Here is a 20,516-nt window from a genome sequence, read left to right as displayed (position 1 = left end):
TTTTTTCGCTTCCGCCGCACCGAAGTGCCAGCCGCCGGCCGTATCGTTCGCGCGCCGGCCATGCAACATCCCGATGCATTTCATTGGACGACTGCCATCCGGCAGCGGGCCGAAGGATCGAATCAAATGAGCAGGACAACGAAACTGTTGCTCTAGCAATCCCGCCCGCGCCCAGTCCGCGCGACTGCGCCGTATCGCGACGCAGCCCTCTCGCTACCGCATTTACAGAATTTCGCCCCCGGGAAAAAACACCTGTCCGGATCGGGCGAAAGGCCCTGTCGCGTCCGCGCCATCCGCACGCATGCGACAGAAATCGGCGGTGCACGATCCGCGCCGCTGTCGACCGTTGTTGTTCGTGCCGTTCGATGTTCAACCGGAGGGGTAATTCAAATGAATCAGGTTGCAGACAAGAATCAAAAGCACAATCGCTTCATCAAGCTCGCCTTCGCCGCCGCGGCAGCCGCATCGTTCGGCATCGCGACCGTCCACGCCGCGCCCGCGGCCGGCTGGACGGAAACGCGCACCAAGGGCTTCCTGCCGCTCGTGCAGCAGAACGAAGCCGGTACGGCCGGCGCGCCTGCCGCAAGCACGGCCGCCGCTGCCACGGCAGCCATCGAGATGGCACCCGGCGAATCGGTGGACATCGTGCTCGGGCTGAACCTGCGCAACGAAGCACAGCTCGACCAATACCTGCACGACCTGCATACGCCCGGCTCGCCGCACTACCGGCAGTTCCTCACGCCGGCGCAGTTCGCCGCGCAATATGCGCCGACCGACCAGCAGGTCGCCTCGGTCGTCGCGCACCTGCGCAAGGAAGGCTTCGTGAACATCGTGGTCGCACCGAACCGCCTGCTGGTATCCGCGTCCGGCACCGCGGCGACCATCAAGTCCGCGTTCCGCACGACGCTCAAGCGCTTCACGCGCAACGGCCGCAGCGTCTTTGCGAATACCGACGCCGCGCAAGTGCCGAACGCGATCGGCGGCGTCGTGGGCGCGGTGCTGGGCCTGCAGAACGTCGAACTGATGCACACGGGCGCGGGCAGCAAGCCGCAAGGCAACACCAGCAACCTGACGATTCCGGCCGGCGCATCGGCGGTGCCGCACAACCCGACCGAGTTCTCGTCGATCTACGGCGGCAACGGTACGCCGACGGCCTCGCAGACCACCGTCGGCATCATCTCCGAAGGCGACCTGTCGCAGACGGTGAGCGACCTCAACACGTTCGCCGCAAACAACAGCCTCGGCACGATCAGCAGCAGCATCGTGAAGACAGGGCCGTCCGGCAGCTCGTACACCGACACCGACGGCACCGTCGAATGGAACCTCGACAGCCAGTCGATCGTCGGCGCGGCCGGCGGCAGCGTGAAGCAGGTCGTGTTCTACGTCGCACCGTCGATGACGCTCACGGCGATCACCGCCGCGTACAACAAGGCCGTGACCGACAATGTCGCGAAGGTAATCAACGTGTCGCTCGGCGTGTGCGAATCGTCCGCGAACAGCACCGGCTCGCAGGCAACCGACGACACCATCTTCAAGCAGGCGATCGCGCAGGGGCAAACCTTCTCGGTATCCGCCGGCGACCACGGCGCATACGAATGCGCAGGTGGCACGCCGTCGCGCTCGACCTACACGGTGAGCGAGCCGGCAACGTCGCCGTACGTGATCGCAGTGGGCGGCACGACGCTGTTCACCAATACGTCGACCAATGCGTACAACAGCGAGATCGTCTGGAACGATCCGAGCTGGCAGCCGGGCACCGTGTGGTCGACGGGCGGCGGGTACAGCAAGTACGAAGCCGCGCCGTCGTGGCAATCGTCGAGCCTCACGGGATCGACCAAGCGCGCACTGCCCGACGTCGGCTTCGATGCCGACCTGCGCACCGGCGCGATTCTCGTCGTGAACGGCCAGACGTCCGATACGCTGTGGGGCTCGGGCTACCTGAACAACGAAGGCGGCACGAGCCTCGCCGCGCCGATCTTCACGGGCATCTGGGCGCGGCTGCAGTCCGCTAACAACAATGCGCTCGGGTTCCCCGCGTCGAGCCTCTACAAGTACTTCCCGAGCAACGCGGCGCTGCTGCACGATGTCACGTCCGGCAACAACGGCAGCGGCACCTACGGCTACAAGGCGAAGGCCGGCTGGGACGCGACGACGGGCTTCGGCAGCGTGAACATCTCGAAGCTGAACGCGTTCATCCAGAGCACGCCGGATTTCGCACGCTGATGGACCGATGACTGCCCCGGTTCCGCGTACGCTCCTGAGCGCACGTCTGGAACCGGATGTGGTCGTTCAAATAACCCGCGAGGGCTGCCAGGCCGTCGCGGGTTATTTTGCGTTCTGCGTAGTCTCGCGGGGCAGCATCTGGCACGACGACGCACCAGCAGACCTTTAAATAGTTGCGTGCGCAACTTTCATGTTCATTACCCGAGCATGAGCATCGCACCGAGTGAAACGCACCCCGTCACGGCAGCGCGGTATTCGCGCTGCCTGCCGACGAAACGCGCGTCGTGCCGCCATGCGACGCGAGCACGACTCAAACGCCGTACCCCGCCGTCTTCCACGAAGCCGCACGGCCTTGCCGCACAACTCACTCGGCCCAGTTCCGGACGTAGTCCGGCACCGGCATGTTGCCGTCGGCATGAACCGGTGCGCCGCGCGTCGTCTTCAGCGGCAGGATCCCCGTCCAGACAGCAAGCGCAAGATCTTCATCCTTGTCGGACGGCAGCGAATCGCTGACTTTCACCGCCGCTTCCGCAAGGGCAATCCGCAGCACGCTGGTCGCATTGATTTCCTTCTCGTTGCCGGGCCGCGCGTCATGCTTGCGACCTGGTGCGATCTTGTCCATCAACGCATCCAGCGCCGCCAGCTTGTCGTCACGGCCCTCCACGACGTCGAACCGCCCGTAGATCACCGCGGATCGATAATTCATCGAATGGTTGAAGGCCGACCTGGCCAGCACGAGCCCGTCCAGCAACGTAATCGCGACGGAGGCCGGCGCGCCCGCCGACAGCGCCTTGATCATCCGGCTACCGTTGGACCCGTGAATATAGAGGTCATCGCCCCGTCTCCAGTGCGCGGTCGGGATGCAGTGCGTGTTCTCACCTGCACCGAACGCGATGTGGCAGACGTACGCTTCGTCCACGATGCGATGAAGCATCGTGCGATCGCGATTCGCCAATTCCGGCAGGCGGCGAATGGTGGTGCGGGGTGTGGAAGAGATGACGGTCTGATCTTTCATGTTTCGTTTTCCTGTTCGCGCGCCCTTGCGCACATCGAGCGGCCCGCGTTCCGGCGAGGCTCAACGATCCGCCTGGAATATATTTGCACTGCGAATTTAATCGAATTGAACGCGTGCAGCTTCCAAGCCTGAAAAACCGGTCGATCGGCCCATCGACAGCCGCGCTTCAAATCGATCAAAATACGCGCGTGCCGCAATCGGGGACGATCGCCGGAAGACCCCGCGCACCGGCCGGCACCGCGAGAACGTGAACGATACGATGCGCGCCGAATCTTCAAAAGAACCAGCTCACCGAAAAATTCTGGAACCAGCCCATGGATCTCGCGCTGCTCCTCTCATCGCTTTCCAGACAGGAGGGCACGACGCGCCACAGCCAGCAGGAAGCCCTCTACCGGAGCCTGCGCAACATGCTGCTGGACGGGCACATCCCGTCCGGCACACGGCTCGTGTCGACCCGCGTGCTCGCGGCGGAATTGGGCATCGCGCGCAATTCGGCCGTCTATGCGTACGAGCGACTTGCCGAGGAAGGCTTCGTGGCGGCCACGCGCAACGGTACGATCACGCGCTGGGACGGATGCGGCCGTTCGAGCACCGGGCTCGAGAGCGGGCCGGCCACGGTTCGCTTGTCCGAGCGCGTGCACGGGCTGGAGAACGCCGATCCCGAACCCGAACGCATGCTGCCGTTCGTTCCCGGTCTTCCGTCGCTCGATGAATTCCCCGTTGCCCAATGGCGCCGTTGCATCGAGCGCGCATGGAAAGTCATCAAGCCCGCGCAGCTCGCATACGGTCCGGTCGAAGGGCTGCCCGAATTGCGGCGTGCCGTGGCGGCCTACATCCGCGTCTCGCGAGGCGTGCGCTGCGAAACAGGCCAGGTATTCATCACCGACGGCACGCAAGGCAGCCTCGAACTGTGCGCGCGCATGCTGGCGAATCCCGGCGAACCCGGCTGGCTCGAGAACCCCTGCTACAACGGCGCCCGTACCGCATTCCGCTCGACCGGCCTCGATATCGTGCCGATCGAGGTCGACCGCGAAGGAATGGCGCCCACCGACGAACAGTGGCGCACCCGGCCGCCCCGGCTGATCTATACGACGCCATCGCATCAATACCCGCTCGGCGCGCTGATGAGCCCCCGGCGACGAGCGGCGCTCGTCGAGCACGCACGTGCGTGCGGTGCGTGGATCATCGAGGACGACTACGACAGCGAGTTCCGCCACGACGGCGAGCCGCTGCCCGCGATCCAGGGCCTGCATGCCGACGCACCGGTCTGCTATCTCGGCACCTTCAGCAAGACGATGTTTCCCGCCCTTCGGCTCGGCTTCATGGTGGTTCCGCCGGTTCTGGTCGAACGCTTCACCCGGACGCTGCGCGAACTCGTTCATCGCGGCCACTCGGCCGATCAACTCGCGATGGCCGAGTTCATCGACACCGGCCTCTTTGCGCGGCACCTGCGCAAGATGAGGACGCTGTATGCCGAGCGGCGGAACAACCTGGAAACGGCACTCGCCCGCCACCTCGGCACCGCGCTGAGCGTTCGGGAAAGCCCGGGCGGCATGCATCTGTCGGCGGACCTCGCGCTCCCGCTGCGCGATACCGACGTCGCCCGCGCCGCAGCCGCGCGTGGCCTGCTGCTTCAGCCGCTGAGCAGCTACCGGGTCGGCGACGGCCAGCCGTACAACGGCTTCGTGCTGGGATACTCCGGGCTGAGCGATGCGACGATCGAGACCGCGACGATGCAGCTCGCTGCGGTCATCGACGCGCAGGGCCGCACGCGCGGCTGAGCGTCACACGCGGCATCGTCGCTTACAGTTGCGACTCCAGCGGAAACAGCCCGAGAAACCAGACTTCCATCCGCCGCCCGGCCGACACTTCCGGTTCGTGATCGAGCTCGGTGACCTTCCCGTTCGAATCGGTCTGAATCCACTTGAGCTGCCCCTTGCCCGCCGCATCGGTCCTCGGCTCGACGCGCCACGCGATTAGATCGAGCCGCGCTTCCAGATCGTTCGCCACCTGCGACGCAATCGCCGGGCTCTCGCAGTAAACGCCGATCTCCGTATTGAGGTTCAGCGAACGCGGATCGAGATTCATCGATCCGATGAAAATGCTCTTGTGGTCGAACACATAGGTCTTCGCATGCAGCGACGCACGCGACGATCCGATGATGACCTGCTTCGAGATGCTCTTGTCGCCCGACGGCCGCCGTTCGTAAAGCCGCACGCCGGCTGCCACGAGATCGCTCCGGTAATGCCGGTAGCCCGCATGCACGGCCGCCACGTCGGTCGACGCGAGCGAGTTGGTCAGCACCGTGACGCGCACGCCGCGCGCCGTGAGCGCGCGCAGCCGCTCGACGACATCCTTGCCCGGCACGAAATACGGCGACACGATCAGCAGGTCATGTTCGGGCTGCAACGCGAGCGCCCGCAATTGCGGCATCAAATGCCCGTCGCTGTCCTTCGGCGCGTGCGCGATCTTCGACGGATCGTCGTACAGCACCGTTGCGCGGCCCCACGACAGTTCCGTGCCCTGCCCGTGAACGATCCGGTCGAGTCGCTGCCTGGCCTCGAGCACGTACGGATTGTCCTCCATGGCCCTCAGGTAGTCGCGCAACCGTTCGCGCTCGCGGTCCAGCCCGCCCGGTGCCGCCTCGTGCCCGACCAGCGCGCTGATCGGATACGCGTACGGGGAATTCCAGAACGTGTCGAATTCGGTCGAGATGTCCTTCACCACCGGGCCGTGGACGACGACATCGAGATCGCCGAACTCCAGCATCGACGATGCGCCGAAATACTCGTCGCCGATATTGCGGCCGCCGATGATCGCTGCCTGGTTGTCCGCGATCATCGCCTTGTTGTGCATGCGCCGGTTGACGCGCGCGAACTCGAACACCGTGCCGATCTTCTTGAACCGCCGCGTGGCGACCGGATTGAACAGCCGGATCTCGATGTTCGGGTGCGAACTGATCTCGAGCAGCTTGCGATCGTCCGCGTTCGTGCCGAGATCGTCGAGCAGCGCACGGACGCGGACGCCGCGATCCGCCGCGCGAATGATCGCATCGGCCAGTTCGTGCCCGGTCAGGTCGTCGTGCCAGATGTAGTACTGAAGGTCGAGCGACCGATCCGCGCGATCGGCAAGCAACACACGCGCATCCAGCGCGTCGACCGGATCGGTCAGCAGGTGAAACGCGTCCTGCCCGGGATGGGCGCTGGCTTGCTGCCGGAACGCTACGCCCAGCCGCGTGTTGTCCGTATCGGTGTACGCGTGCGTCGGCGCGCGATCGGCCTGCGGCGGCAGGCTCGCGCATGCGACGAGCGCCAGCAACGAAAGAATCGCACCCCACGAACGCAGCATGGTCATGATTGCCGTCCCGCTCCCGGCCGAAGTCTGTTTGTTCTCGCCGCCGGATGGATCGCGGGGCTGCCTGGTTTTCGTTCGGCCGTACCTGGTGTCGCGTGTGGAACGGCCGCGCTACAGCATACTTCGATTGACAGCGGCGCGGCACCCTCTCGGTACTTTCCTGATCGCGGCACGCGTCCATACAAAGAAAAACCCGCGATGCATGAAGCCATCGCGGGTTTTCGGCATGCGGCGCGAGCGCGCGCATGAAATCTGGTGGGCCCGGCGGGGTTCGAACCCGCGACCAATCGATTATGAGTCGACTGCTCTAACCGCTGAGCTACAAGCCCTGAAAAGAATCGAAGCGTGTCACACGCTGCCCCGGCAAAGAAGCCGGGCCGGCATTGTAACAACAAAGGAGACAAACGCCACCGGCATCACGTGGATACCGGCGGCGTTCGCAGGAGAGACGCTGGAAATCAGTTCCCTTCGAGGAACGACTTCAGCTTGTCGGAACGGCTCGGGTGACGCAGCTTGCGCAGCGCCTTGGCCTCGATCTGACGGATCCGTTCACGCGTGACGTCGAACTGCTTGCCGACTTCCTCGAGCGTGTGATCGGTGCTCATCTCGATACCGAAGCGCATCCGCAGCACCTTCGCCTCGCGCGGCGTCAGCGAATCGAGCACGTCCTTCACGACGTCGCGCATGCTCGCATGCAGCGCGGCATCCGCCGGCGCGACCGTGTTGGTGTCCTCGATGAAGTCGCCGAGATGGGAATCGTCGTCGTCACCGATCGGCGTTTCCATCGAGATCGGCTCCTTCGCGATCTTCATGATCTTGCGGATCTTGTCTTCCGGCATCTCCATCTTCTCGGCGAGCGTTGCCGGATCCGGCTCGAGACCGGTTTCCTGCAGGATCTGCCGCGAGATGCGGTTCATCTTGTTGATCGTCTCGATCATGTGAACCGGAATACGGATCGTGCGCGCCTGGTCCGCGATCGAGCGCGTGATGGCCTGGCGGATCCACCACGTCGCATAGGTCGAGAACTTGTAGCCGCGACGGTATTCGAACTTGTCCACCGCCTTCATCAGGCCGATGTTGCCTTCCTGGATCAGGTCGAGGAACTGCAGGCCGCGGTTCGTGTACTTCTTCGCGATCGAGATCACGAGACGCAGGTTGGCCTCGGTCATTTCACGCTTCGCCTGGCGCGCCTTCAGTTCGCCGGCCGCCATCTGGCGGTTGGTTTCCTTCAGGTCCTTCAGCGGCAGCACGACACGCGCCTGCAGGTCGAGCAGGCGCTGCTGCTGTTCGCGGATGGCCGGAACGTTACGCGACAGCACCGCGCTGTACGAATGGCCTTCGGCCATGATCTTCTCGGCCCAGTCGAGGTCGGTTTCGCTGCCCGGGAAGCGCGCGATGAATTCCGAACGCGGCATGCCGCACTTGTCGACGACGATGTGCAGGATCTGGCGTTCGACCTGGCGCACTTCGTCCACCTGCGCACGCAGCGTGTCGCACAGGCGTTCGACGGTACGCGCGGTGAAGCGGATCGTCATCAGTTCGGTCTGGATCGTTTCCTGCGCCTTCAGGTAGGCCTTCGACTTGTAGCCTTCCTTTTCGAACGCGCGGCGCATCTTGTCGAACCACTCGCTGATCTGCGAGAACTTCTCGAGCGACGCACGCTTGAGGGCTTCGAGCTGGGCGGCGTTGGCCGATGCCTGTGCGGCACCGTCATCTTCCTCCTCTTCCTCTTCTTCCTCTTCCTCTTCGGCTTCCTCGTCCTCGTTCTCGATGGCTTCCGCTTCCTTCGCGGAGAAGCCGTCGGTATCGGCGGAGTCCGAAGCATTCGGATCGAGCAGGCCGTCGACGAGCTCGTCGACGCGAATCTCTTCGTTCGCGACGCGTTCGGCCATCGCGAGGATGTCGGCGATCGTCGTCGGGCACGCGGAGATGGCCATCACCATGTGGCGCAGGCCGTCCTCGATCCGCTTCGCGATCTCGATTTCGCCTTCACGCGTGAGCAGCTCGACCGTGCCCATTTCGCGCATGTACATCCGGACCGGATCGGTCGTGCGGCCGAATTCCGAATCGACGGTGGACAGCGCGACTTCCGCTTCCTCTTCGACTTCATCGTCCGACGACGCGGCGGGCGCGTTGTCGTTCAGGAGCAGCGTTTCCGCGTCCGGCGCCTGCTCGTAGACCGCCACGCCCATGTCGTTGAACGTGCCGATGATGCCTTCGAGGGCTTCGGTCTCGGTGAAGTTGTCCGGCAGGTGGTCGTTGATTTCGGCGTACGTGAGGAAGCCGCGCTCCTTGCCGAGCTTGATCAGCGCGCGCAGCTTCACGCGGCGCTCTTCGAGCTCCTCGGCCGTACCCGGCGTGCTCGTCGCGAACGCTTCCTTCAGCAGCGCCTTTTCCTTGGCGCGACGGTCGCGCACCTTGGATTTGCCCGGTGCAGCCGCTGCTGCTGCTGCGGGCTGCTCGTCGCTCTGATTTGCGTCGTCTTCGACGGATACTTCGTTCAGCTTTTTGGTCATGGAGTTCGCCGTACCGGCTATATCGACTCGCGGCTGCTGGACGACAGCCGGTTGAACCGTGGGTGCATGAGTAGTACGTACTGCCGTTTCGTCCGCGGCGGCAGTCGTGTCCCTTGCGCTTTTCGCACTTGCCCGCTTCGCCGCCGGCTTGGCCGGCCCGGAGTCGGGTCTGGCGGCAGCCCGTGTTCTGGCTGCCGGCGCCGGCGCAGCCTGAGCAGTGCCGGCCGCGGTTTTTTTTCCTGCTGGGGCTGACGTGGCTGAAGACGTTGTCCTGGTGGAAGAAGCAGACTTGGCCGCTGTGACCTTCTTGGTCGGCTCCGTCGAGCCCTTGCCTGTTGCTTTCTTTCCGCCTGTCGTCTTTGCCATCGCGATTCTCGCCTCTGCTTAGAAAACAAACCGCTGGAAACCTTATATTATAGCACGCTGGGGAACCCTCTCTAAGCTCCCCGGCCGCCTACAGCCCGAGCCGACGCTTCATGTCGGTTCGCTGCTGGTTCAATTCCGTCAATTCGGCCAATTCCTCGGGTGTGAAGGTGGATTGCCGCGCCAGCCTGTCAAGCCGGTCGCAGCAAGCGTCGTAACGCATCTTGAGCACCGCGGCCTGCAACTCCTCCCCCGCGATCCGTTCCTGCTCACGCTGCCGCTCGGGCACCGTCTCGTCTTCCGGATTCTGTAACAGCAAATCGCGGACGTTTTCATCATAGTCCAGAATTTCGCGGAAGATTTCCTCGTAAGTCGCTCCATTCGAGGACGTCCGCAGGACATCGGAAAGCAGCCGGAATTCTGCGCCATCGCCCAGCGCGCGGGCATGATCGACGACCTCCGCGAACAGTTCGCCGATGCGCGGCAACGCACGCAGGGTCGCAAGCTGTTCATCGTCGAGCTGCGACGCGATGCGCGGATGCATCACCAGCGTGCGCAACGCACGCTTTTCGCTGTCCGTCACGCGGCGCCGCTCGCTGCGTGCAGGCGCCTGGCGCGGCGGTGCCGCGATCCGCGTATCGACATCGGACAGCCCCGCAACCTCCTCGAACGGGATATCGAGGCGGTCGGCGAACATGTGCATGATCTGCGCGCGCAACGCGTTCGCGGGCAGCGCCTGCAACATCGGCTTCGCATCGAACAGCGCCTTCGCACGGCCTTCCGGCTGATCGAGCGCCTTGCCGGCAATTGCTTCGTTCAGCAGAAATTGCGACAGCGGCATCGCGCGCTCAACCTGTTCGGAGAACGCCTCCGCGCCGAATTCGCGCACGTAGCTGTCCGGATCGTGCTCGGCCGGCAAAAATAGGAACCGGATCGTACGGTTGTCGCCGGCATGCGGCAGGCATGCCTCGAGCGCGCGCCGGGCCGCCCGCCGTCCTGCCGAATCGCCGTCGAAACTGAAAATGACCGTATCGGTCTGGCGCAGCAGCTTCTGCACGTGAATCGGCGTACACGCTGTGCCGAGTGTCGCGACCGCGTTCGGGAACCCGAGCTGCGCGAGCGCGACGACGTCCATGTAGCCTTCGACGACCAGCACGTACTTGCGCTCGCGAATCGCGAGCCGCGCCTCGAACAGGCCGTACAACTCGCTCCCTTTGTTGAACAACGGGGTTTCAGGCGAGTTCAGGTACTTCGGCTCGCCGCTGCCGAGCACGCGGCCGCCGAAGCCGATCACCTGCCCCTTCACATTGCGGATCGGGAACATGATCCGCTCGCGGAACCGGTCGTAGCGGCGCGCGACGCCCTGCGCATCGGTCTTCTCGCTGACGATCACGAGCCCCGACTCGACGAGCGACTCGTCGCGATAGTCGGGGAACGCAGCTTCGAGATTCTGCCAGCCGTCCGGCGCATAGCCGAGCCCGAAGCGCGCGGCGATCTCGCCGGTCAGGCCCCGGTTTTTCAGGTACTGGATCGCGACGGTCGCGCCACGCAACTGCTTGCGGTAGTAGTCGCACGCGGCGGTCATTGCATCGGACAGCGCGGTTGCAACCGATTTCGACACCGGCGCCGGATAGTCGCCGCCCCCCCCACCGCCGCCGCCACGCATCGACGGCTCGTGCGGCACGGTCAGGCCGACCGACTGCGCGAGCTCCTGCACAGCTTCCGGGAACGTGAGACCCGCGTGTTCCATCAGGAAGCCGATCGCCGTGCCGTGCGCGCCGCAGCCGAAGCAGTGATAGAACTGCTTGGTCGGGCTGACCGTAAACGACGGGCTTTTCTCGTTATGGAACGGGCACAGCCCCATGAAGTTGGCGCCGCCCTTCTTGAGCTGCACGTACCGGCCCACCACGTCGACGATATCGACGCGGTTCAGCAAATCCTGCAGGAACGAATGCGGAATCACCGTGGGATCGAGCGAAAAAAGACAATACGACACCCCGGCGCACGCACCGCGCGCGCCGGGGAAACGGGTGTTACTTCGAGAGCGCGGCCTTGACCAGTGCGGAAATGGCCGTCATGTCGGCACGGCCGGCGAGCTTGCCCTTCAGGACGCCCATCACCTTGCCCATGTCCTGCGGGCCCGCGGCGCCCGTCTGCGCGACCGCGGCCTGGACTTCGGCGGCCACCTCGGCCTCCGACAGCTGCTCGGGCATGTAGCCGCTCAGCACGACCAGCTCCGCCTGCTCCTTCGCGACGAGGTCGTCACGGCCGGCGGCCTGGAACTGGCTGATCGAATCCTTGCGCTGCTTGATCATCTTGTCGATCACGGCCGTGATGCCCGCGTCGTCGAGGGTGATCTGATCGTCGACTTCGCGCTGCTTGATCGCGGCCATCAGCAAGCGAATCGTTGCCAGGCGCTCGCTTTCCTTCGCGCGCATCGCGGCCTTCATGTCTTCGCTGATCTGCTCTTTCAAACTCATCTTTCACCCGGGAAGGAAACGTGAATCCGACGCCCGCCATACGGGCGTCAACACAAAAACCCGCTTGGGACTGTGTCTCAAGCGGGTTGCTCGAATCCGGCATCGGCGGCTCGCCTGATCGGTCGCACGATCATGCTCGATCTTCCGCGATCGCCCGATCGCACGGAGTCGCCGGTGCGCCGCTCAGCGAACCGCGCGGCGCCCAATCGTTCAGTACAGCTTCTTCGGCAGCGTCTGGCTGCGGATACGCTTGTAATGACGCTTCACCGCTGCCGCCTTCTTGCGCTTGCGCTCCGCGGTCGGCTTCTCGTAAAACTCGCGCGCGCGAAGTTCGGTCAACAGCCCGTTCTTCTCGATCGTGCGCTTGAAGCGACGCATTGCAACTTCGAACGGCTCGTTCTCTTTAACGCGAATGATCGTCATGATCCGACACGAATAAAGGTTTGCAGGGAAAGACTACCGAGTATAGCAGAGCGATTGCCCAAAGGCACGGGGCCTGGTCCCGCCAAAACGGCGTCGGCCCGGCATGTCAGGCGCCACGCGAATACTCCGCGGCAGCCTGCCCGGCCGCCGTGCCGGACGCCCACGCCCACTGGAAGTTGTAGCCGCCGAGCCAGCCCGTCACGTCCACCGCCTCGCCGACGAAGAACAGCCCCGGCACACGCGTGCTCATCATCGTCGCCGACGACAGGTCGCGCGTATCGACCCCGCCCTTCGTCACTTCGGCTTTCTTGTAGCCCTCGGTGCCATTCGGCGTCAGCGTCCAGCCGGACAGCGCGTCGCCGATCTGGCGCAGTGTCTTGTCGGGCAGGTCCGCGAGCCGCGCGTCGGCCGCGACGCGATGCGTGTCGAGCCACGCATGCGCGAGGCGCGACGGCACCCAGTCCGCGAGCAGCGAACCGATCTGGCGCTTCGACGTGCGCTTCGCGTCGAGCAGGTCGGCCACCGTATCGCGTTGCGGCAACAGGTCGACGCGGATCGGGTCGCCCGGCTGCCAGTAACTCGAAATCTGCAGGATCCCTGGCCCGGACAGGCCACGATGGGTCAGCAACAGGTCCTCGACGAATTCTCCGCCGCGCTTCTTGTCGCCGGTCGATACGCGCACTTCGAGCGATACACCGGACAACGCCGCGAACGGCTCCCAGTCCTGCTGCGCGAACGTCAGCGGCACGAGCGCGGGCCGCGTGTCGATCAGCTTGTGGCCGAACTGCTTGGCGAGCCGGTAACCGAAGTCGGTCGCGCCGATTTTCGGAATCGACAGGCCGCCGGTCGCGATGATCAGTGCACGCGCGCCGATCGTCCCCGCCTGCTGCGTGTCGAGCGCGAAGCCGTCGGCCGGCGCGTGGCGCACCGCGTCGACGACGACGGGCCTGCGCCATGCGATGCCGCCCGCGTCGCACTCGTGCTTCAGCACGTCGATGATCGCGTCGCTGCCGTGGTCGCAAAAGAGCTGGCCCTTGTGCTTTTCGTGCCAGGTCACATGATGGCGCTTGAGCAGCCCGAGGAAGTCGCGCGGCGTATAGCGCGCCAGCGCCGAGCGCGCGAAATGAGGATTCGCCGACAGATAGTTGTCGGGGCCTGCGTAAAGATTCGTGAAGTTGCAGCGGCCGCCGCCCGAGATGCGGATCTTCTCGGCGAGCCGCGGCGCGTGGTCGATCAGCACGACGCGGCGGCCGAGCTGCCCGGCAACCGCGGCGCTCATCATCCCGGCGGCGCCCGCGCCGATCACGGCGATGTCATAAGTTTCCATGGCGCGGATTGTACCCGCCCGGCCTCCGGCCCGGGCTGCCTGCGGCGGCGACCTGCCCCCCCGCCTGCTATAATTTCCGGTTACGTTGACCTTCCCGCGGCGCGCTCGATACGGCGCGCCCTGCCCGCACCCATGCTCGTTCTCGGCATCGAAAGCTCCTGTGACGAAACCGGCCTCGCGCTCTACGACACGCAGCGCGGCCTGCTCGCGCACGCGCTCCATTCGCAGATCGCGATGCACCGCGAGTACGGCGGCGTCGTGCCCGAGCTCGCATCACGCGACCACATCCGCCGTGCGCTGCCGCTACTCGAGGAAGTGATGGCGCAAAGCGGCACGCGCCGCGACGACATCGACGCGATCGCGTTCACCCAGGGCCCCGGCCTCGCCGGCGCGCTGCTGGTCGGTGCGAGCATCGCGAATGCGCTCGCGCTTGCCTGGAACAAGCCGACCGTCGGCATCCATCACCTCGAAGGCCACCTGCTGTCGCCGCTGCTCGTCGACGAGCCGCCGCCGTTCCCGTTCGTCGCACTGCTGGTGTCCGGCGGCCACACGCAACTGATGCGCGTGACCGACGTCGGCGTGTACGAGACGCTCGGCGAAACGCTCGACGACGCGGCCGGCGAAGCATTCGACAAGACAGCCAAGCTGATCGGCCTCGGCTACCCGGGCGGCCCGGAAGTCTCGAAGCTCGCCGAAACCGGCACGCCGGGTGCGGTCGTGCTGCCGCGCCCGATGCTGCATTCGGGCGATCTCGACTTCAGCTTCAGCGGCCTGAAGACGGCCGTGCTCACACAGATGAAGAAATTCGAAGCGGCGAAGCTGGAGGGCGAAGCGCTCGAACGCGCGAAGGCCGACCTCGCGCGCGGCTTCGTCGACGCGGCCGTCGACGTGCTCGTCGCGAAGTCGCTCGCCGCGCTGAAGAAGACGAAGCTCAAGCGCCTCGTGGTCGCGGGCGGCGTCGGCGCGAACCGCCAGTTGCGCGCCGCGCTGTCGGCCGCCGCGACCAAGCGCGGTTTCGACGTGCACTACCCCGACCTCGCGCTCTGCACCGACAACGGCGCAATGATCGCGCTCGCGGGCGCCTTGCGGCTCGGCCGCTGGCCCGAGCAGGCGAATGCCGACTACGCCTTCACGGTGAAGCCGCGCTGGGATCTCGCGTCGCTCGCACGCTGAGCGACGCCCCGCGACACAACGCCACACCGACAAACGAAAAGGCCGCTCATACGAGCGGCCTTTTTCATCGGCGCGGCAAAACGACGCAGCGTTATGCAGCCTGCCGCTTGTCGCGTTCGATCAATGCATACGCGCTGTGATTGTGGATCGACTCGAAGTTCTCGGCTTCGAGCACATACGCGACCACGCGCTCGTCCGCGTCGAGACGCTGCGCGACGTCGCGCACGAGATCCTCGACGAACTTCGGGTTCTCGTATGCGCGCTCGGTGACGAACTTCTCGTCCGGACGCTTCAACAGGCCCCACAGCTCGCACGATGCCTCTTCCTCCGCGATGCGGATCAGCGCCTCGACCGGCAGGTCAGCCGCGAGCTCCGCGTCGATCGTCACGTGCGAGCGCTGGTTGTGCGCGCCGTATTGCGAGATCTTCTTCGAGCACGGGCACAGGCTCGTCACCGGCACGAGCACCTTGAGGAACAGGCGCGTGTCGCCGTTGCGGCTTTCGCCCGCGAGCGTCACTTCATAGTCGAGCAGGCTCTGCACACCCGACACCGGCGCCGTCTTGTTCACGAAGTACGGGAACGTGACCTCGATGCGGCCCGCCTCGGCTTCCAGCTTCTCGAGCATCGACGCGAGCATCGCGCGAAAACGCTCGACCGTCAGCGGCGCGCGGTTCTCTTCGAGCAGCGCGACGAAGCGCGACATGTGCGTACCCTTCTGGTCGGCCGGCAGGCGGACGTCGAGATTCCAGACGCCGACGGTCGGCTGCACGTCGCCGCCTTCGGTACACACCGTCAACGGATGCCGGACCGCCTTCACGCCCACGCGCTGAATCGGAATCTGGCGGGTATCCACCGTGCTCTGCACGTCGGGCATCACGAAGGCGGGATTCATCTGGTTCATCTTGTTCAATCCTTGTAAGCCGCGCGTTCGATGACGCGCACGCCGCGTCATGCGGCAGCCGGAAAAGCAACATGGGCCCGCAGGCCCATGTTTTCCGCATCAATGAAGACCGGTCGCGCCAGTCGCACCGGCACCGCCCGCGGGCGGCGCCAGCTTATGCGACGCGCTTCGCCTGACCGGCGACATCGGCCGCCGGATTCAGAAAGCGTTCGCGAATCGATTTCGCGATACCCGCGCCGTCGAGGCCGCATTGCGACAGCAGCTTCGCGGGGTCGCCGTGATCGATGAACAGGTCAGGGAGGCCCAATTGTAGTACGGGTCGGATAACCCCACTCTCCATCAGGGCTTCCACGCAGGCCGAGCCCGCGCCGCCCATCACGCAACCTTCCTCGACCGTGACGAGGTAGTCGTGCGTCTCGGCGAGTTCACGCACGAGCGCAGCGTCGACCGGCTTCACGAAACGCATGTTCGCGACGGTTGCATCGAGTTCCTCGGCTGCGGCAAGCGACGGTGCGACCATCGTGCCGAACGCGAGGATCGCGACGCGCTTGCCTTCCGGCTGCGACGTGTGGCGACGCACTTCACCCTTGCCGAGCGGGATCTCGGTGAACTCCTTCACCGTCGCCACGCCCGTACCCGCGCCGCGCGGATAACGCACCGCGGTCGGGTTCGGCTGTTGCAGCGCCGTGTGCAGCATCTGGCGGCATTCGTTCTCGTCGGATGCGGCCATGATCGTCATGTTCGGAATGCAGCGCATGAACGCGAGATCGTACGCGCCCGCATGCGTCGCACCGTCCGCGCCGACGAGGCCCGCGCGGTCGATCGCGAACACGACCGGCAGGTTCTGCAGCGCGACGTCGTGGATCAGCTGATCGTACGCACGTTGCAGGAACGTCGAGTAGATCGCGACGACCGGCTTGAGCCCTTCGGTCGCGAGGCCGCCGGCGAACGTCACCGCGTGCTGCTCGGCGATGCCGACGTCGTAGTAGCGATCCTTGAAGCGCTTCTCGAACTCGACCATGCCCGAGCCTTCGCGCATCGCCGGCGTGATGCCGACCACGCGCGTGTCGCGCTCGGCTTCATCGCACAGCCACTCGCCGAACACTTGCGTGTACGTCTTCTTCGCGGGCGTGGCGGACGGCTTGATGCCTTCGGCCGGATTGAACTTGCCCGGGCCGTGGTAGAGCACGGGATCTGCTTCGGCGAGCTTGTAGCCCTGGCCTTTCTTCGTCACCACGTGCAGGAACTGCGGGCCGCGCAGTTCGCGGATGTTCTGCAGCGTCGGGATCAGCGAATCGAGATCGTGACCGTCGATCGGGCCGATGTAGTTGAAGCCGAACTCTTCGAACAGCGTGGCCGGCACGACCATGCCCTTCGCGTGCTCCTCGAGCTTGCGTGCGAGTTCGAGCACCGGCGGTGCAACGCTCAGCACGCGCTCGACGCCCGCGCGCGCAGCCGCATAGAAGCGGCCCGACATCAGGCGTGCGAGATGGCGATTCAGCGCACCGACCGGCGGCGAGATCGACATGTCGTTGTCGTTGAGGATCACGAGCACTTTCGCGTCTTCCGACACGCCCGCGTTGTTCATCGCCTCGAACGCCATGCCGGCCGTCATCGCGCCGTCGCCGATCACGGCGATCGAGAAGCGGTCGTCGCCGTTCAGCTGGCTGCCGATCGCCATGCCGAGCGCGGCCGAGATCGACGTGCTCGAGTGCGCGGTGCCGAACGTGTCGTATTCCGACTCCGAACGGCGCGGGAAACCCGAGATGCCGTCCTGCTGACGCAGCGAATGCATCTGGTCGCGGCGCCCCGTCAGGATCTTGTGCGGGTAGGTCTGGTGCCCCACGTCCCAGACGATGCGATCGTTCGGCGTGTTGAACACGTAGTGCAACGCGATCGTCAGCTCGACCGTCCCGAGATTGGACGACAAATGGCCGCCCGTCTTCGACACACTGTCGAGCACGAACGCGCGCAGTTCATCCGCGAGCGGTTGAAGTTGGCGACGATCGAGGCGGCGCAAGTCCGCCGGGTCGTCGATGGTTTTCAGCAAGTCGTACATCGTCGTTCCATTGTAGGAAATCAAACGCGCCCGCATTCTGTTGCACGCACCGTAGCATGTGCGCGGCGGCGGGCTTTCGCGTCAGCTGACCCGGTTCACTACCAGGTCGGCAAGTTCGGCGAGACGCTGAGCGCGTGCGCCGAACGGTTTCAGCGCGTCGTGCGCTTCGGCGCGCAGTTGTGCTGCGAGCTCGCGCGACGCCTCGAGGCCGAGGATCGATACATAGGTCGGCTTGTCGTTCGCCGCATCCTTGCCGGCCGTCTTGCCGAGCGTCGCCGAATCGGTCGTGACGTCGAGAATGTCGTCGACGACCTGGAAGGCCAGACCCACGGCCCCTGCGTACACATCGAGCGCCGCCATCGTTTCCGCCGACGGCGTCTCGCCGGCCAGCGCGCCCATCCGCACGGCCGCGCGCAACAGTGCGCCCGTCTTCATCCGGTGCATCGTCTCGAGCTGCTCGCGCGTCAGCTTGAGGCCGACGCTCGCCAGGTCGATCGCCTGCCCGCCGGCCATGCCGATCGAGCCGCTCGCCAGCGCCAGCTCGCGCACGAGCGCGGCCTGCTGCACCGGCGACAGCGCAGCGGCGTCGGTCAGCGCAACGAACGCCTGCGACTGCAGCGCGTCGCCGACCAGCAGTGCCGTCGGCTCGTCGTACTGCACGTGCACGGTCGGCTTGCCGCGACGCAGTGCGTCGTCGTCCATGCACGGCATGTCGTCGTGCACGAGCGAGTAGACATGGATCATCTCCAGTGCCGCCGCCGCCGCATTGCGCGCCGCTTCCGTCGCGCCGGTCAGTTCGCCTGCTGCATGGCACAGCAGCGGGCGAACGCGTTTGCCGCCGCCGAGGACCGAGTAGCGCATCGCCTCGTGGAGTTTCGCCGGCACCGCGGTTTCAGCGGGCAAATAGTGGCCGAGTGCGTCCTCGACACGGTCAAGCACGGACCGCATCCATTGTTCGAATGTCATAGATCGTCGTCTTCGCCGTCCGTGGCGGCCGTTCCGGACGAAAGCGGCTTCAGCGTCGCGCCGTCGAGCACGCGAACCTGCTGTTCCACTTTCTCAAGCTGCTGTTGGCAAAACGCAACGAGGGTCGCACCGCGGCGATACGCCGTCAGCGAATCCTCGAGGCTCAACGCGCCGCCTTCCATCCGGGCAACCAGCGTCTCGAGCTCCGCGAGCGCCGTCTCGTAATTGTCCGGCAACGGTTCGGTGCCATTGCCGGGCGGCGTGGCGCCTGGGGATGCGGTTTTCGCCATGGACGAGGGTGTCAAATTTCAAAACAAGTCGGACATTCTACGGCAAAAGAGAATTTTCCGACCTGCCGTCTTGGGCACCCGGCTACATATTCCGGCCCCACCTTCGACGCACATTGTGCGCCTTCCGATTCCCGCCCGACAAAAAATTGACACAAATCAGGCACTTAATCCTGGCCTTGCGAGGCGAACCGGGTATAATTCCGCGTTTCCCTAAATCGATTTTTCGATGGTTGGGTTGTTCACTGCTTTCACGCTAACACCGGGAGTGGGAATGTCCAATCTGAGCGATGCGCTTCAGTTGAAGTCGGCCCACAGCCAGCTTCCAGTCACTGCATACTTCGATGAGGCGCTACTCGAGCGCGAGATCGAAACCCTCTTCAAGAAAGGACCTCGTTACGTCGGGCACGAGTTGATGGTGCCCGAGGCGGGGGATTATTTTGCGCTGCCGTCCGAGAAGGAAGGTCGCGTGCTGGTCCGCAACCCCGCGAACCAGATCGAACTGCTGTCGAACGTCTGCCGTCACCGGCAGGCGATCATGCTCAACGGGCGCGGCCACACGCAGAACATCGTGTGCCCGCTGCACCGCTGGACGTACGACCTGGACGGCCAGTTGCTCGGCGCGCCGCACTTCCCCGACAAGCCGTGCCTGAACCTCGGCAAGAGCCCGCTGCAGAACTGGCAGGGGCTGCTGTTCGAAGCCGAAGGCCGGAACGTCGCGCGCGATCTCGCCCATCTCGGCACAAAGCATCACTTCGACTTCTCCGAGTACCACTTCGATCACGTCGAAGTGCACGAGTGCGATTACAACTGGAAGACGTTCATCGAGGTCTACCTCGAGGATTACCATGTCGTCCCGTTCCATCCGGGCCTCGGCAGCTTCGTGTCGTGCGACGACCTCAAGTGGGAGTTCGGCGACTGGTACAGCGTGCAGACGGTCGGCGTGCACAACGCCCTCGCGAAACCGGGCAGCGCGACTTACCAGAAATGGCACGAGCAGGTGCTCAAGTTCCGCAACGGCGTGCCGCCGGAGTTCGGCGCGATCTGGATGGTCTACTACCCGGGCCTGATGATCGAGTGGTATCCGCACGTGCTCGTCGTGTCGTGGCTGATCCCGCGCGGCCCGCAAAAGACGACCAACATCGTCGAGTTCTATTACCCCGAGGAAATCGCGCTGTTCGAACGCGAATTCGTCGAGGCGGAACGCGCCGCCTATATGGAAACGGCCGTCGAGGACGACGAAATCGCGATGCGGATGGACGCAGGTCGCCGTGCGCTGATGGCACGCGGCGAGTCGCAGGTCGGCCCGTACCAGAGCCCGATGGAAGACGGCATGCAGCACTTCCACGAGTTCCTGCGCCGCCACCTCGGCGACATCTGAAAGCCGGTGCGGCGCTTTGACGCCGCACGGCATCCGGCAGACGAAAAG

At 64.9% G+C, this 20,516-nt stretch carries 15 protein-coding genes and 1 tRNA gene; 4 read left to right on the top strand and 12 right to left on the bottom strand.

All coding sequences use genetic code 11. From position 1 onward, the window contains the following. Nucleotides 1–390: 390 nt before the first annotated feature. Entirely contained in the window at nt 391–2,223 is a 1,833-nt protein-coding gene (locus tag ABIC51_RS17190; protein ID WP_354006564.1) for a S53 family peptidase, read from the top strand. A gap of 364 nt (nt 2,224–2,587) precedes the next feature. Here ABIC51_RS17190 and ABIC51_RS17185 read toward each other — a convergent pair whose 3' ends face one another. Next, the gene (locus ABIC51_RS17185) at nt 2,588–3,238 is read right to left on the bottom strand and encodes a pyridoxamine 5'-phosphate oxidase family protein (protein WP_175898088.1); all 651 of its coding nucleotides are present in this window, start codon (nt 3,236–3,238) and stop codon (nt 2,588–2,590) included. A gap of 314 nt (nt 3,239–3,552) precedes the next feature. Here ABIC51_RS17185 and pdxR point away from each other — a divergent pair, with 314 nt between their 5' ends. After that, nucleotides 3,553–5,019: a MocR-like pyridoxine biosynthesis transcription factor PdxR gene (gene pdxR / locus ABIC51_RS17180; protein WP_175898089.1), complete on the top strand. Its 1,467-nt coding sequence runs from the start codon at nt 3,553–3,555 to the stop codon at nt 5,017–5,019. 22 nt (nt 5,020–5,041) lie between these two features. On the opposite strand, the gene ABIC51_RS17175 is transcribed toward pdxR, so the two are convergent. The 7 genes from ABIC51_RS17175 to ABIC51_RS17145 all read right to left on the bottom strand — a co-directional run bounded on the left by ABIC51_RS17175 (nt 5,042) and on the right by ABIC51_RS17145 (nt 13,710). Beyond that, nucleotides 5,042–6,592 carry a phospholipase D family protein gene (locus ABIC51_RS17175; RefSeq protein ID WP_059693970.1) on the bottom strand — a complete coding sequence of 517 codons (1,551 nt, stop codon included), beginning with the start codon at nt 6,590–6,592 and terminating at the stop codon, nt 5,042–5,044. A gap of 253 nt (nt 6,593–6,845) precedes the next feature. Beyond that, nucleotides 6,846–6,921, bottom strand: a tRNA-Ile gene (locus ABIC51_RS17170). Nucleotides 6,922–7,050: 129 nt separating this feature from the next. After that, on the bottom strand, nt 7,051–9,474 hold the full coding sequence (gene rpoD, locus ABIC51_RS17165; RefSeq protein WP_081064669.1) for an RNA polymerase sigma factor RpoD: 2,424 nt from the start codon (nt 9,472–9,474) through the stop codon (nt 7,051–7,053). Between the two features lie 88 nt (nt 9,475–9,562). Further along, nucleotides 9,563–11,434, bottom strand: a complete 1,872-nt coding sequence (dnaG, locus tag ABIC51_RS17160; RefSeq protein WP_134255781.1) for a DNA primase — start codon at nt 11,432–11,434, stop codon at nt 9,563–9,565. Between the two features lie 70 nt (nt 11,435–11,504). Continuing rightward, complete coding sequence (locus tag ABIC51_RS17155; RefSeq protein WP_021160855.1) at nt 11,505–11,951, bottom strand: GatB/YqeY domain-containing protein; 447 nt, start codon at nt 11,949–11,951, stop codon at nt 11,505–11,507. A 210-nt stretch (nt 11,952–12,161) separates the two neighbouring features. Beyond that, a complete protein-coding gene (rpsU, locus tag ABIC51_RS17150; RefSeq protein WP_006479415.1) occupies nt 12,162–12,374 on the bottom strand; it encodes a 30S ribosomal protein S21 in 213 nt (70 codons plus the stop codon). A gap of 106 nt (nt 12,375–12,480) precedes the next feature. Beyond that, nucleotides 12,481–13,710, bottom strand: a complete 1,230-nt coding sequence (locus ABIC51_RS17145; RefSeq protein ID WP_226153235.1) for a BaiN/RdsA family NAD(P)/FAD-dependent oxidoreductase — start codon at nt 13,708–13,710, stop codon at nt 12,481–12,483. Nucleotides 13,711–13,833: 123 nt separating this feature from the next. On the opposite strand from ABIC51_RS17145, the gene tsaD reads away from it, so the two are divergent. After that, nucleotides 13,834–14,874, top strand: a complete 1,041-nt coding sequence (tsaD, locus tag ABIC51_RS17140) for a tRNA (adenosine(37)-N6)-threonylcarbamoyltransferase complex transferase subunit TsaD (RefSeq protein ID WP_027791081.1) — start codon at nt 13,834–13,836, stop codon at nt 14,872–14,874. A gap of 91 nt (nt 14,875–14,965) precedes the next feature. On the opposite strand, the gene folE2 is transcribed toward tsaD, so the two are convergent. From folE2 to ABIC51_RS17120, 4 genes are all read right to left on the bottom strand, one after another. After that, nucleotides 14,966–15,775 (bottom strand): GTP cyclohydrolase FolE2, encoded by an 810-nt coding sequence (gene folE2, locus ABIC51_RS17135; RefSeq protein WP_021160853.1) that lies wholly within the window; start codon nt 15,773–15,775, stop codon nt 14,966–14,968. Nucleotides 15,776–15,929: 154 nt separating this feature from the next. Beyond that, the gene (gene dxs, locus ABIC51_RS17130) at nt 15,930–17,834 is read right to left on the bottom strand and encodes a 1-deoxy-D-xylulose-5-phosphate synthase (protein ID WP_021160852.1); all 1,905 of its coding nucleotides are present in this window, start codon (nt 17,832–17,834) and stop codon (nt 15,930–15,932) included. A gap of 81 nt (nt 17,835–17,915) precedes the next feature. Continuing rightward, nucleotides 17,916–18,800, bottom strand: coding sequence for a polyprenyl synthetase family protein (locus ABIC51_RS17125; RefSeq protein WP_175898090.1), 885 nt, complete (start codon nt 18,798–18,800; stop codon nt 17,916–17,918). Further along, a complete protein-coding gene (locus ABIC51_RS17120) occupies nt 18,797–19,090 on the bottom strand; it encodes an exodeoxyribonuclease VII small subunit (protein WP_027791079.1) in 294 nt (97 codons plus the stop codon). Before ABIC51_RS17120 ends, ABIC51_RS17125 begins: the two co-directional genes overlap by 4 nt. Before the next feature lie 271 nt (nt 19,091–19,361). Between ABIC51_RS17120 and ABIC51_RS17115 the strand changes: the two genes are divergently transcribed. Next, the gene (locus tag ABIC51_RS17115; protein WP_027791078.1) at nt 19,362–20,468 is read left to right on the top strand and encodes an aromatic ring-hydroxylating oxygenase subunit alpha; all 1,107 of its coding nucleotides are present in this window, start codon (nt 19,362–19,364) and stop codon (nt 20,466–20,468) included. Nucleotides 20,469–20,516 lie beyond the last annotated feature (48 nt).

It is taken from the genome of Burkholderia sp. 572 (genome assembly GCF_040545135.1).
GTDB lineage: Bacteria > Pseudomonadota > Gammaproteobacteria > Burkholderiales > Burkholderiaceae > Burkholderia > Burkholderia cepacia.
This window is presented reverse-complemented; position numbering and strand designations above follow the sequence as displayed.

Coding starts and splice junctions, on each gene's coding strand:
- ABIC51_RS17190 (WP_354006564.1), top strand. CDS start 391: ATGAATCAGGTTGCAGACAAGAATCAAAAGCACAATCGCTTCATCAAG.
- ABIC51_RS17185 (WP_175898088.1), bottom strand. CDS start 3,238: ATGAAAGATCAGACCGTCATCTCTTCCACACCCCGCACCACCATTCGC.
- pdxR (WP_175898089.1), top strand. CDS start 3,553: ATGGATCTCGCGCTGCTCCTCTCATCGCTTTCCAGACAGGAGGGCACG.
- ABIC51_RS17175 (WP_059693970.1), bottom strand. CDS start 6,592: ATGACCATGCTGCGTTCGTGGGGTGCGATTCTTTCGTTGCTGGCGCTC.
- rpoD (WP_081064669.1), bottom strand. CDS start 9,474: ATGGCAAAGACGACAGGCGGAAAGAAAGCAACAGGCAAGGGCTCGACG.
- ABIC51_RS17155 (WP_021160855.1), bottom strand. CDS start 11,951: ATGAGTTTGAAAGAGCAGATCAGCGAAGACATGAAGGCCGCGATGCGC.
- rpsU (WP_006479415.1), bottom strand. CDS start 12,374: ATGACGATCATTCGCGTTAAAGAGAACGAGCCGTTCGAAGTTGCAATG.
- tsaD (WP_027791081.1), top strand. CDS start 13,834: ATGCTCGTTCTCGGCATCGAAAGCTCCTGTGACGAAACCGGCCTCGCG.
- folE2 (WP_021160853.1), bottom strand. CDS start 15,775: ATGAACCAGATGAATCCCGCCTTCGTGATGCCCGACGTGCAGAGCACG.
- dxs (WP_021160852.1), bottom strand. CDS start 17,834: ATGTACGACTTGCTGAAAACCATCGACGACCCGGCGGACTTGCGCCGC.
- ABIC51_RS17125 (WP_175898090.1), bottom strand. CDS start 18,800: ATGACATTCGAACAATGGATGCGGTCCGTGCTTGACCGTGTCGAGGAC.
- ABIC51_RS17120 (WP_027791079.1), bottom strand. CDS start 19,090: ATGGCGAAAACCGCATCCCCAGGCGCCACGCCGCCCGGCAATGGCACC.
- ABIC51_RS17115 (WP_027791078.1), top strand. CDS start 19,362: ATGTCCAATCTGAGCGATGCGCTTCAGTTGAAGTCGGCCCACAGCCAG.